Below are 12365 nucleotides of genomic sequence, written 5' to 3'. Positions count from 1 at the left end.
ACCTGCCGGATCCGGCAGGTTATTCGCAGTCAGGCAGGTGCCTTGGTTGACCTGCCGGATCCGGCAGGTCAACCGCGCCCCCGGCGCCCTACTCCGTGATCGCCGCCGCGAACTGCGACTGGTAGAGCTCGTAGTAGGCCCCGCGAGCGTCGAGCAGCTGGTGGTGGTTGCCCTGCTCGACGATGCGGCCGTCCTCCATGACGAGGATCACGTCCGCGTCGCGGATGGTCGACAGCCGGTGCGCGATGACGAACGACGTGCGCCCGGTCCGCAGCGTCGCCATCGCGTGCTGCAGCAGCAGCTCGGTGCGGGTGTCGACGGAGCTGGTCGCCTCGTCGAGGATCAGCACCGCAGGGTCCGACAGGAACGCCCGCGCGATGGTGATGAGCTGCTTCTCGCCCGCGGAGATGTTGGAGCCCTCCTCGTCGATCACCGTGTCGTAGCCGTCGGGCAGCGAGTGCACGAACCGGTCGACGAACGTGGCCCTGGCCGCGTCGAGGATCTCCTCCTCCGTCGCGCCCGGCCGGCCGTAGGCGATGTTGTCGCGGATCGTGCCGCCGAACAGCCAGGTGTCCTGCAGCACCATGCCCATCGACCGGCGGGCCTCGCCGCGCGGCACCGTCGCGATGTCGACCCCGTCGACGGTGATGCGGCCGGAGTCGAGGTCGTAGAACCGCATGATCAGGTTGACGAGCGTGGTCTTGCCGGCGCCGGTGGGGCCGACGATCGCGATCGTCTGGCCTGGCGCGGCGGCCAGGTTGAGGTCGCGGATGAGCTCGACATCGGGCTTGTAGGAGAAGTCGACGCCCTCGAACTCGATGCGCCCCTCGACCGGCGCGGGGAGGTGCCCCTCCGGCTCGGGGGACATCTCGTCGGCATCCAGCAGCTCGAAGACCCGCTCGGCGGACGCGACGCCCGACTGCAGCAGGTTCGCCATCGACGCCACCTGCGTCAGCGGCTGCGTGAACTGGCGCGAGTACTGGATGAACGCCTGCACGTCGCCGATGTTCATCGTGCCGGACGCGACGCGGAGCCCGCCGAGGACGGCGATCACGACGTAGTTCAGGTTCCCGACGAAGAACATGATCGGCATGATCAGGCCGGAGATGAACTGGGCCCCGAAGCCGGCCCGGTAGAGGCGCTCGTTGCGCTCCGCGAACTCGGCCTCGACCTCGCGCTTGCGGCCGAAGACCTTCACCAGCGCGTGCCCGGTGTAGGCCTCCTCGATGTGCGCGTTGAGGTCGCCGGTGGCGGCCCAGTTCTCCTTGAACAGCTTCTGCGAACGCTTCCCGATCACGCCCACCACCGCCATGCCGACGGGGACGCTCACCAGCGCCACGAGCGCCAGCGTGGGCGAGATGTAGAACATCATGAACAGCACGCCGATCACGAGCAGCAGCGAGTTGAGCAGCTGCATCAGCGTCTGCTGCAGGGTCTGGGAGACGTTGTCGATGTCGTTGGTGACGCGCGACAGGAGCTCGCCGCGCGGCTGCTTGTCGAAGTACGACAGCGGCAGCGACTCGATCTTCTTCGCCACCTCCTTCCGCATCCGGTAGACCGTTCGCTGGATGGCGCCGTTCAGCACCCAGCCCTGGATCGCCGAGAACACGAACGCCACGACGTACAGCGCGAGCACCAGCAGCAGCACCATGCCGATGGCCCGGAAGTCGATGCCGACGCCCGGCTCGAAGTTCAGGTTGCGCAGCAGGTCGGCGAACTGCGGGTTGTCCCGTTCCGCCTGCGCGACGATCTGCTCCTTCGTCACCCCGGCCGGCATCTGGGCGCCGACGATCCCCTCGAGGAGCAGGTCCGTGGCATGCCCCAGGATCTTCGGGCCCACGACGGTGAGCGCCACCGACGCGGCGGTGAGCAGCACCGAGACGATCACGACCGCCCGCTCCGGGCGCAGGGCCCTGAGCAGCCGGCGCGCGCTCACGCCGAAGTTCGCCGCCTTCTCGCCGGTGCCGCCCATGCCGTGCGGGCCGCCACCGCCGGGGCCGCCCATCCGCTGGGGCCCGTGCTTCGGCCGTTCGTTCGCAACTACCTTCTCGCTCATGCCGCGGCCTCCGCGCTCAGCTGGGACTCGACGATCTCCTGGTAGGTGGAGTTGTCGACGAGCAGTTCGTCATGGGTGCCGATGCCGACGATCTCGCCGTGGTCGAGCACGATGATCTGGTCCGCGGACCGGATCGTGGAGACCCGCTGCGCCACGACGATGACCGCCGCGTCCGCCGTCTCGGGCTTCAGCGCCGCACGCAACCGGGCGTCGGTGGCCACGTCGAGGGCGGAGAAGGAGTCGTCGAAGATGTAGATCTTGGGCTTCTTCACCAGCGCCCGGGCAATCGCGATGCGCTGCCGCTGGCCGCCGGAGACGTTGGTGCCGCCCTGGGAGACGTCCATCTCGAGCTGGTGCTCCTTCTCCCGCACGAACCCCTCCGCCTGCGCCACGCGCAGCGCGTCCCACATCTCCTCGTCGCTGGCCTCGGGCCGGCCGTAACGCAGGTTGCCCGCCACCGAGCCGGTGAACAGGTACGGCTTCTGCGGCACCAGGCCGATGCGGGCCCAGAGGTCGTCGGCCTCGTAGTCGCGCACGTCGACGCCGTCGACGAGGAGCTGCCCGCCGGTCACGTCGAACAGGCGCGGGATGAGGCTCACCAGGGTCGACTTGCCGGCGCCGGTGGAGCCGACGATCGCCGTCGTCTCGCCCGGCCGGGCGGTGAAGCTGATGTTCCTCAGCACCGGCGCCTCCGCCCCGGGGTACGAGAAGGTCACGTCGCGGAACTCGACGAGGCCGCCGGCCGCGGGCGCCTCCGCGGGCACCGCGGGGTCCTTCACCGACGACTCCGTCTCCAGCACCTCCAGGATGCGGTCGGCACACACGGCCGCGCGCGGCGCCATGACGAGCAGCATCGTCGTCATCATCACGGAGATCAGGATCTGCATGAGGTAGGCGATGAAGGCGGTCAGCTGCCCGATCTCGAGCTGCCCGTCGGCGATCCGGTGGGCGCCGAACCACATCACGCCGACGGTGGAGAGGTTCATCACGAACCCCACGAACGGGAACAGGAACACCATCAGGCGCCCCACCTTGAGCGTGGTGTCGGTGAGTTCGGCGTTGGCGACGTCGAAGCGCTTCGCCTCGTGCTCCTCGCGGACGAACGCCCGCACCACCCGGATGCCGGTGATCTGCTCCCGCAGCACGCGGTTGAGGTTGTCGATCCGCTTCTGCATGACCTGGAACAGCGGCCCCATGAACGTGATGAGCAGCACGATCCCGACGCCGAGGATGATCACGGCGACGAGGATGATCCAGGTGAGCCCGAAGTCCTCCCGCACGGCCATGAACACGCCGCCCGCCATGGTGATGGGTGCGCCGATCAGCATGATGGCGGTCATGTGGACGAGCATCTGCACCTGCTGCACGTCGTTGGTGGTGCGGGTGATGAGGCTGGGGGCACCGAACTTGCCGAGCTCCTGCTGGGAGAAGCCGAGGGCCCGGCCGAAGACGGCGGCCCGGACGTCGCGCCCGAACTGCATCGAGGTGTTGGCCCCGGCCCACACCGCGCCGACCTGGGCGAGGACCTGCACGACCGAGAACCCGAGCATCAGCATGCCGGTGCGCCAGATGTAGTCGATGTCGCCCCGGACGACGCCCAGGTCGATGATGCGTGCGTTGAGGGTGGGCAGGTAGAGGCTCATGATGGTCGCGACGGTCTGCAGGACCACGACGATGGCGAGCAGGCCGGCGTAGGGGCGGATGTAGCGGTTGATGAGCCGCCCGAGATCCCGGATCATCGCGGTTCCTTCCGGGCGCCGTGGAGCGCCAGATCGACGAGTGCGTCGTTGGGCAGGGAGGTGACCCCCAGCCGGGCGTGCGTGTGCTGTCCGCCGGTGACGACGAGGAGCAACTGCGCGAACTCCCTGGGGCCGATGGTGAGTTCGTCGGCGTGGGTCGTGAAACGCGCCTCGAGGAAGGCGAGCAGTTCGCGGTAGCGCTCGAAGAACCCCTCCCGGGCGCAGTTGCGGGCCTCGGTGGGGGAGGTGTGGGCGAGGTGGACCATGGTCTTGATGGCCTCGTAGTGGCGGCCGATCGCCTCCACCGCGGCCGCGGTGTCGCCCTCGAGGTCGCCGGGGAACTCCTGCTGGTCGAGCAGGCGGGTCAGCCTGCCGGAGGAGAGCGACTCGCGAATCGTGGCGTCGACGACGTCCTGCAGCGACTCGAAGGCGCGGAAGATGGTGCCCTCCGCGACGCCGGCCGCGTCGGCGACCTGCTTGGTGGTGAGCTGGAGGCCGTGCTCCTCCAGCAGCGGCATCGTCGCCTCGACGATGGCGGCCCGGCGCTCTTCGCGGGGCATGGGTGCGGCTCGTGTCACGTCCGCCAATACTAGTGAGTGAGCACTCACTTCCCAAACGCCCTAGTGGCCGGGGATCAGTCCTCGAACAGGCTCCGGATGATGTCGCCCGCCGCCGGGTGGTGCTCGACGGCCTCCCGCAACTCGTGCGCCCCGTGCGGCGCCATCGCGGCCAGGTAACCGTCGACGAACAGGCGCGGCAGCGGCTCGGCCGCCCCGTCGAGCGGGCCGCCGCGGGCGAGGAGCGCGACGAGGCGCGCCGCGTCGCCTGCGGCCTTGGCCCGGACGGCGTCGGGAGTGAGCCGCTTGAGCCCGAAGAGGGAGGAGGAGTACTGGGAGTCGTTCAGGCTGGACTCGAAGAAGAGCCGCGCGGCGTCGGTGAGTTCCGCCTGCACGGCGGGCGCTCCTGCGGACGCCACCGCGGCCGCCATCTCCCGACCCTCGAAGAAGCGCTTCACGAGCTTGGCGAGGCTGCGCGGGTCGCCGTGCTGCCGGCTGTCCACGACGAGGTGCAGCCAGAACCCGAGGAACTTGTCCTGCTTCCCCCTCGCGCCGCCGTACCTTGCCAACTCCAGGTCGGGGTGCAATGGCTCGTCCATGCCACGGATCTTACGCGCGACCGTCGGCGACCGGTGGGTAGGTCGCGGACGAGCAGGTGGTGGGGTCGGCGGCCCTGATAGGAAAACCGCGGCACGGCGTTCCCGGGGCTGCCCTCCGAAGGTGACGGCCAGGGGCCGCCGACCCCACCACCTGTCGGCCCGACCGCCGGTGATCACCACCTGCTCGTCCGCGCTGTGACGCCCTCATCGCGCAGACAGACGTCGCAGCAGCTTGGCGAGCTCCTCCGTCCAAAGCACCAGCGACGCCATCGCCACGGAGACTCCCCAGTGCGCGAGGTCGAGGTCGACGGTGCCGAACGCGGTCTGCATGAACGGCACGTGCACCACGGCGACCTGCAGGACCGCCGCGAGCCCCACCGCACCCCACAACCACTTGTTGGCGAACATGCCGCGGAAGGCGGAACGGTCGTCGGACCGGGCGTTGAACGCGTTGAACAGCTGGGCGAACACAAGCGTGGTGAAGCCGGCGGTGCGCGCGACCTCGAGGCTGTCGCTGCCCTCGATGAGGCCGCCGGGCAGGAACATGTCGATCGTCAGCAGCGTCACGGCCCCCATCACGAGGCCGATGAACAGGACGCGGCCCCACATGTGGCGGTCGATGATCGCGTCGTCCAGGCGGCGGGGCTTGCGGGCCATGAGGTCGCCGTCGTCGGGGTCCACACCCATGGCGAGCGCGGGCCCCGAGTCCGTGATGAGGTTGATCCAGAGGATCTGGGTGGCCAGCAGCGGGACGGCGAGTCCCCCGTCGGGGTCCGAGAGGCCGATGACGCCGGCCAGGACGACGCCGAAGAACACGGTGACCACCTCGCCCATGTTGGACGACAGCAGGAAGCGGAGGAACTTCCTGATGTTGTCGAAGATTCCCCGGCCCTGGCGGACGGCGGCGACGATCGTCGCGTAGTTGTCGTCGGCGAGGATCATCCGGGCCGACTCCTTGGTGACCTCGGTGCCGGTGATGCCCATGGCGATGCCGATGTCGGCGGTCTTCAGGGCGGGGGCGTCGTTGACGCCGTCGCCCGTCATGGCGACGACGTTGCCGTCGGCCTGCAGCGCGTCGACGATGCGCAGCTTGTGCTCGGGGGCGACGCGGGCGTACACGTCGACCTCGCGGGTGGCCTCCTGGAACTCCGCGTCGGTGAGCCGGTCGAGCTCCTGGCCGGTGAGCGCGCGAGCGTCTTGCCCGGTGATGCCGAGGTCGGCGGCGATGCTGGCGGCGGTCCGGGGGTGGTCGCCGGTGATCATCACCGTGCGGATACCGGCCCGGTGGGCCTCGCGGATGGCGCCGCGGGCCTCGTCACGCGGCGGGTCGATGATGCCGACGACGCCGCCGAAGACGAGCTCGTCCTCGGCCTCCTCGCCGAGTTCGTCGAACCGCTCGGGCAGGTGCTTGTAGGCCACCCCGAGCGTCCGGTAGCCCTCGGCAGACAGCCGCTCCACGTCGGTCAGGATGCGCGCGCGCCGCGCGTCGTCGAGTTCGACGGTGTCCTCCCCGACCCGCTGGCGGGTGCAGTGGTCGAGCAGCACGTCGGGTGCGCCCTTGGTGAACAGCACGTGCCGGTCGACGTAGGGGGAGTAGCCGGCAACGGACATCATCTTGCGATCGGACGTGAACGGCACCTCCGCGTGCCGCTGGAAGCCCTGGGCGCGCTCGACGATGCCTTCCAGCTTGTGCTGCGCGACGAGGAACGCCGCCTCCGTCGGGTCGCCCTGGATCGTCCAACCCTCGTCGGCGTTGGTGAGTTGGGCGTTGTTGGCGATGGATCCGCCCCCGAGGACCAGTCGTGCCTCCTCCAGCGTGGCGTCGTCGGCGTCGGTGGCGACCTCGCCGCTGGGCTCGTAGCCGGTGCCGCTCAGGCCGATCTCGCCGGAGGCGGTGACCACTCGTCGCAGGGTCATCTCGTTGCGCGTGAGGGTGCCGGTCTTGTCCGAGGCGATCACCGACGCGGACCCCAGCGTCTCGACGGAGTGCAGGTTCTTCATCACCGCGTTGCGCTTCGCCAGCGACTGGACCCCGAGCGCGAGGACGAGGGACAGGATCGCCGGCAGCCCCTCGGGCACCGCGGCGACCGCGAGGGATACACCGAGCAGCAGGATCTCGACGGCATCGGCCACGCTGGTGACCCCGTTGAGCAGGAACAGCGCGCCCATGACCACCACGGCGATGCCGATGACGAGGAGGCCCAGCAGCTTGGAGACCTTGTTGATCTCCTTCGTCAGTGGTGCCTCGTCCTCCTCGGTGGAGTCGAGCATGTCGGCGATGGCGCCCATCTCGGTGTCCATGCCGGTGGCCGTGACGACGGCGCGGCCCACCCCCTGCACCACCGCGGTGCCCTTGTGCACCATGTTGTGGCGGTCGCCGATGGAGGCCTCCGCGTGGAGCGTGGCGGGCTCTTTCGTCGTGGCCTCGGACTCGCCGGTGAGCGACGACTCCTGCACGCGCAGGCCGGTGGCCGTCACGAGACGGGCGTCGGCGCCGACGGCGTCGCCCTCGGCCAGGACGAGGATGTCGCCGGGGACGAGTTCGCTCGACGGGACCGAGGCGAGCGATCCGTCGCGCAGGACCGTGGACGTGGCGGCGGTCATGCGCGAGAGGGCGGCGACGGCGCCCTCGGCCTTCGACTCCTGGGCGAGCCCGATGAGGGCGTTGAGGATGACGATTGCGCCGATCACGATGACGTCGATGGGCGCACCCGTCGCGCCCTCGAACAGCCAGGCGACGAGCGAGATCAGCATGGCCACGAAGAGCAGGTAGATCAGCGGGTCCTGGAACTGCTTCAGGATCTTGCGCCACAGCGGCACGGGGGGCTTCGCCCGCAGCTCGTTGGGGCCGTGGACCTCCATCAACTCCTGGGCCCGGTGCTTGGTCAGCCCTTGGTCGGGGTCCACCCCGAGCTCTTCGGCGATGGTCCCCGCGTCGACTTGGCTCGGGTGGGAGCGTCGAAGTGCTGGGGAGGTTTCCATACCTCCACTGTAAGTCGCGGGATTCAACCGGCCGGATGGGGTGCGCGGCCGGATACGGATTCGCATCAAAACGGCGTCGGCCCTTTTGGGAACGGGAAATACGCCCTACTCTTTACTTAGACCGAGGGGGGATGCTCGGCCACGGGGTCAAGGGGGAACTGTGACCATTCCGCGCAGCGCGGATCCAAGATTCATCCGGCAGTGGAACGAGTACGTCGTCTTCGACGCACTCAGAGAAGCGGCCGCGCCCATGCGGGTCTCGGATCTGGCCAAAGCCACAGGGCTCACCGCCGCCTCGCTCGGCCAGGTGCTGAAGGGCCTCGAGTCGAAGGGTTGGGTGGACTCGCACGGGGCGGAGGAGCAGCGACGCGGCCGCCCGGCCCAGGTGTACATGCTGCGCGAGCAGCCCGGTTCGGTGCTCGGGATAGAGCTCGGCGGACATGCCGCCCGAGCGGTACGGATGACCGTGCAGGGAGAGGTCGCCGCTCGGGGGGAGGCCCTGTTCGAGGCCGACCGGCCCGTCGAAGAGCGGGTCGAGGACGTGCGGGCGCTGCTCGACGACGTGCTCGCCGACGTCTCGGGGGAGCCCGTCTGGCTGAGCGGCGTCGCGGCCTCGCGGCGTCTGAGCGAGGCACTCATGGAGGATGGCGCCGTGCTGGAGGGTATGGACAAGCCGGTGCGCGAGATCGCGGCGCAGGTCATGCCCAGCCCGTGGATCGTCTACGGCGACGCGCAAGCCGCCACTTGGGCGGAGCACATCGACGGCGCGGCCAGCGGGCACGACGACGTCCTGCTCGTGCACCTCGGTTGGCGTCCCACCCTCGGCCTCCTGCTCGCCGGGCAGCCGAGGCTCGGTGCTCACGGCGCCGCGGGGGACCTCACCTGGGAGAACCTGTTGCCAGGGGCGCGCGCCGGTGAGGCGCAGGACATCCACGACGTGGTCTCGGCGGCGCTGGCCGGCGACGCGAGCGCCACCGAGCGCGCGAAGGAATACATGCGGGAGGCCATCCCCGGTCTCGTGCTCGCCACCGCCGTCGTCGATCCGGAGGTCCTGGTGCTTGGAGGCGGGTTCGTCGAAATGGCGGACCTGGACATCGCCGCGGTGGAGGAGGCGCTCGCGCGACGGTTGCAGCACCCACCCGCGGTGGTCATCTCGGAACTGGACCAGTTCGCGGTCGCGCTGGGGGCGGCGCACCTCGCCCGGGCCGAGCTCGTCTCCGCGGTGGTGTCGCCCATGAAGGGGGTGGCGGAGCTCACCGTGGAGGCGCGCTTCGCCGATGTCGTGAACCTCTGAGAGTCTTTTTCATACACTGACGTTTTTTTGATCAAGTCCAGATTCTTCGGTATTCTGGGGGCGTGAACAACGAGCAGCACTCAGCCTCCCTCCGGGACGCTAGCCTGCGCGTCACCGCACCCCGGTTGGCCACCATCGCGGTGGTCAAGGAACGTCCGCACGCCACCGCGGAGGAGATCGCCGGGGAAGTGCGGGACCGGCTCGGGTCCGTCTCGAAGCAGGCCATCTACGACGTCCTCGGGGCGCTCACCGATGCCGGGATCCTTCGACGTGTCGCGGTGGATGGCCGCGGCGCGCAGTACGAACTCGAGCTCGGGGACAACCACCACCACATCGTCTGCACCGGATGCGGCCGACTGGAGGATGTCCCCTGCCCGGTGGGGGAGGCGCCCTGCATGGTGCCGCCCACCGACGACCACGGCTTCAGCATCGAAGTCGCCGAGGTCATCTTCAGGGGCCTGTGCGCCGACTGCCGGGCCCGCGCAGAACGTAACGCTGCCGAACCGTCCAAGTGAGGAGAAACACATGAAGTTCGATCCGAACGTCCCGTCCACCACCGAGAGCGGTGAGCGCCGCGAGTCCGACGCGCTGTCGCTGAGCGTCGGCCCCAATGGGCCCCTGCTGCTCCACGACGTCAACCTGGTGCAGAAGCTGGCCCGCTTCGACCGCGAGCGCGTCCCCGAGCGCAGCCCGCACGCCAAGGGCTCGGGCGCCTTCGGCACCTTCGAGGTCACCGGCGACGTCACCGCCTACACCAAGGCGTCCGTCTTCCAGCCCGGCGCGAAGGTCCGCACCCTGCACCGCTTCTCCACCGTCGCGGGCGAGCTCGGCTCCCCGGACACCTGGCGCGACGTGCGCGGCTTCGCCGCCCGCTTCTACACCGACGAGGGCAACCTCGACATCGTCGGCAACAACACGCCGGTCTTCTTCGTCCGCGACCCCATGAAGTTCCCCGACTTCATCCACTCGCAGAAGCGCACGCCGGACTCCGGCCTCCGCTCGGCGAACATGCAGTGGGACTTCTGGACCCTCTCGCCCGAATCCGCCCACCAGGTCTCCTACCTCATGGGTGACCGCGGCCTGCCCCGCAGCTGGCGCACCATGAACGGCTACTCCTCGCACACCTACATGTGGGTCAACGCGCAGGGTGAGCGGTTCTTCGTGAAGTACCACTTCCTGAGCGACCAGGGCGTCGAGAACATGTCGGGCGAGGAGGCCACCCGCCTCGCGGGCGAGGATGCCGACTTCCACCGTCGCGACCTCTTCGAGGCCATCCAGCGCGGCGAGTACCCGAGCTGGACGCTGCACGTGCAGGTCATGCCGTACGAGGACGCCAAGACGTACCGCTTCAACCCGTTTGACCTCACCAAGGTGTGGCCGAAGGCGGACTACCCGCGCATCGAGGTGGGCAAGTACACGCTCAACGAGAACCCGGTCAACCACTACGCGCAGATCGAGCAGGCGGCGTTCTCGCCGTCGAACACCGTGCCCGGCACCGGCGTCTCGCCCGACAAGATGCTGCTCGCCCGCGTGTTCTCCTACCCGGACGCGCAGCGCCACCGCATCGGCACCAACTACAACCAGCTGCCGGTGAACCAGCCCATCAACGCAGTGAACTCCTACGACAAGGAGGGGTTCATGCAGTACCACCACAGCGGCGACGCCCCGGTGTACGCGCCGAACTCGTACGGCCGTAGCTACCAGTCCGAGGGCGTGGTGGAGAACGGATGGGAGGCCGACGGCGAACTCGTGCGTTCGGCCTACACGCTGCACGCCGAGGACAGCGACTGGGTTCAGGCTCACAACCTCGTCCGCGGCGTCTACGACGACGAGCAGCGCGCCCGCCTCGTCGACACCGTCGTGGGCTCCCTCGACGGCGTCGTGGAGCCCGTGCTCTCCCGCGTGTTCGAGTACTGGAAGAACATCGACCAGGAGGTCGGCCAGGCCATCCAGGACAAGTACAACGCCGGCGACGACGAGCGCGAGACCGAGCTGGTCGGCACGTCCGCCTGATCCAACGATGAGCGGCCCGTCCCCTGGTGGGGGCGGGCCGCTCTGCGTTTCGCCTGTCCGGCCGTCCGGCTCGAGGCCGGCTACATCGTCGCGAGCGCCATGTTGGGCAGCTGGCGGCCGTAGTGCCGACGCATGCCCACCTTGTGCTCGAGGTCCTCGATGATCGCCGGCGCGAAGTCGACCCCGTAGAGCTGCTGGCAGCTGCCGAGCCCGCCCGGGCTGAAGACGTTGACCTCCATGAGCTTGTCGCCCACGATGTCGAGGCCGACGAGGAACATGCCGTCGGCGACGAGCTTGGGCCGAACCGCGTCGACCAGGCCGAGCATCTCGTCGGTGACGTTCGCCTTCTCCGCCTTGCCGCCGGCGGACATGTTGGATCGGATGTCCTCGGTGGTGCTGCGACGACGGAAGGCCGCGTAGTGTCCGTCGACCTTGAGCGGTTTGCCGTTCATGACGAACATCCGCACGTCGCCGTTCTTCGCCTCCGGGAGGTACTCCTGGGCCACCACGTACCCGTCGCGGGCGATGGCCTCGATGATCTGCGAGAGGTTGGGCAGCTCCTTCGAGTTGACCATGAACACACCCGACCCGCCGGAGCCCTGCAGGGGCTTGAGGACCGCCTTGTTGCCGAGCTCCTTCACGAACTCGGAGATGCGTTCCTGGTCCCGGGAGATCAGAGTCCGGGGGCGGACCGCCTCGGGGAAGTGCTGGAAGTACGCCTTCGAGAGGGCGTTCGCCAGCGAAGCGGGGTCGTTCACGACGAGGACGCCGCTGCCCGCGATGAGCTGGCCGAACGCGACACCCGCGTTGTTCGCCCACGCGGCGCTGCCGGCGTCGTCCGCGGGGTCGCTGCGCAGCATCACCACGTCGAACTGGTCGAGCGCGATGCGCTTGTCCGCCTCGGGACGCTGCACGTCGGCCAGGTAGCGCTCGAGCGAGCGGTACTTCTTCTCCCCGCCTGCCCTTGCGTGCGCGCTGAGCGTCCCGTCGGGCTCGTAGCCGAAGTCGCCCATTCCCAGCAGCCACACGTCGTGGCCCTGGTTGACGGCGCTCATCGCGAGGCGCGTGGTGGTGTAGGTGGACTTCTCGGTCGCCACGTCGTTGACGACAAAGCCAATCTTCATC

Annotated in this window: 9 protein-coding genes; 3 read left to right on the top strand and 6 right to left on the bottom strand. The window is 69.1% G+C overall.

Annotated elements, in window-relative coordinates; translation table 11 throughout:
* Nucleotides 1-88: 88 nt before the first annotated feature.
* The 5 genes from BLR46_RS00695 to BLR46_RS00675 all read right to left on the bottom strand — a co-directional run bounded on the left by BLR46_RS00695 (nucleotide 89) and on the right by BLR46_RS00675 (nucleotide 7933).
* Nucleotides 89-2056: an ABC transporter ATP-binding protein gene (locus tag BLR46_RS00695; RefSeq protein WP_093247961.1), complete on the bottom strand. Its 1968-nt coding sequence runs from the start codon at nucleotides 2054-2056 to the stop codon at nucleotides 89-91.
* A complete protein-coding gene (locus tag BLR46_RS00690) occupies nucleotides 2053-3795 on the bottom strand; it encodes an ABC transporter ATP-binding protein (RefSeq protein ID WP_093247960.1) in 1743 nt (580 codons plus the stop codon). The genes BLR46_RS00695 and BLR46_RS00690 overlap by 4 nt, the downstream gene beginning before the upstream one ends.
* Nucleotides 3792-4373, bottom strand: coding sequence for a TetR/AcrR family transcriptional regulator (locus BLR46_RS00685; protein ID WP_143008153.1), 582 nt, complete (start codon nucleotides 4371-4373; stop codon nucleotides 3792-3794). Before BLR46_RS00685 ends, BLR46_RS00690 begins: the two co-directional genes overlap by 4 nt.
* 56 nt (nucleotides 4374-4429) lie before the next feature.
* The gene (locus tag BLR46_RS00680) at nucleotides 4430-4951 is read right to left on the bottom strand and encodes a DUF6553 family protein (RefSeq protein ID WP_093247957.1); all 522 of its coding nucleotides are present in this window, start codon (nucleotides 4949-4951) and stop codon (nucleotides 4430-4432) included.
* Between the two features lie 204 nt (nucleotides 4952-5155).
* The gene (locus tag BLR46_RS00675; protein WP_093247956.1) at nucleotides 5156-7933 is read right to left on the bottom strand and encodes a cation-translocating P-type ATPase; all 2778 of its coding nucleotides are present in this window, start codon (nucleotides 7931-7933) and stop codon (nucleotides 5156-5158) included.
* Between the two features lie 160 nt (nucleotides 7934-8093).
* On the opposite strand from BLR46_RS00675, the gene BLR46_RS00670 reads away from it, so the two are divergent.
* From BLR46_RS00670 to BLR46_RS00660, 3 genes are all read left to right on the top strand, one after another.
* Nucleotides 8094-9227 carry an ROK family transcriptional regulator gene (locus BLR46_RS00670; RefSeq protein WP_143008152.1) on the top strand — a complete coding sequence of 378 codons (1134 nt, stop codon included), beginning with the start codon at nucleotides 8094-8096 and terminating at the stop codon, nucleotides 9225-9227.
* Between the two features lie 62 nt (nucleotides 9228-9289).
* A complete protein-coding gene (locus tag BLR46_RS00665) occupies nucleotides 9290-9742 on the top strand; it encodes a Fur family transcriptional regulator (RefSeq protein ID WP_093247954.1) in 453 nt (150 codons plus the stop codon).
* 10 nt (nucleotides 9743-9752) lie between these two features.
* On the top strand, nucleotides 9753-11240 hold the full coding sequence (locus tag BLR46_RS00660; RefSeq protein ID WP_093247952.1) for a catalase: 1488 nt from the start codon (nucleotides 9753-9755) through the stop codon (nucleotides 11238-11240).
* Between the two features lie 80 nt (nucleotides 11241-11320).
* Here BLR46_RS00660 and BLR46_RS00655 read toward each other — a convergent pair whose 3' ends face one another.
* Nucleotides 11321-12364, bottom strand: coding sequence for a glutathione synthase (locus BLR46_RS00655; protein ID WP_093247951.1), 1044 nt, complete (start codon nucleotides 12362-12364; stop codon nucleotides 11321-11323).
* Nucleotide 12365: the final 1 nt, after the last annotated feature.

The organism is Tessaracoccus oleiagri (assembly GCF_900103275.1).
In the GTDB taxonomy this organism is placed as follows: domain Bacteria; phylum Actinomycetota; class Actinomycetes; order Propionibacteriales; family Propionibacteriaceae; genus Arachnia; species Arachnia oleiagri.
Note: the sequence above shows the minus strand (reverse complement) of the source record. Positions and strands in the feature narration are given on the sequence as shown.

Excerpts from the sequence above, each read along its gene's own strand:
- BLR46_RS00695 (WP_093247961.1), bottom strand. The coding sequence starts at position 2,056 with ATGAGCGAGAAGGTAGTTGCGAACGAACGGCCGAAGCACGGGCCCCAG.
- BLR46_RS00680 (WP_093247957.1), bottom strand. The coding sequence starts at position 4,951 with ATGGACGAGCCATTGCACCCCGACCTGGAGTTGGCAAGGTACGGCGGC.
- BLR46_RS00655 (WP_093247951.1), bottom strand. The coding sequence starts at position 12,364 with ATGAAGATTGGCTTTGTCGTCAACGACGTGGCGACCGAGAAGTCCACC.
- BLR46_RS00690 (WP_093247960.1), bottom strand. The coding sequence starts at position 3,795 with ATGATCCGGGATCTCGGGCGGCTCATCAACCGCTACATCCGCCCCTAC.
- BLR46_RS00675 (WP_093247956.1), bottom strand. The coding sequence starts at position 7,933 with ATGGAAACCTCCCCAGCACTTCGACGCTCCCACCCGAGCCAAGTCGAC.
- BLR46_RS00660 (WP_093247952.1), top strand. The coding sequence starts at position 9,753 with ATGAAGTTCGATCCGAACGTCCCGTCCACCACCGAGAGCGGTGAGCGC.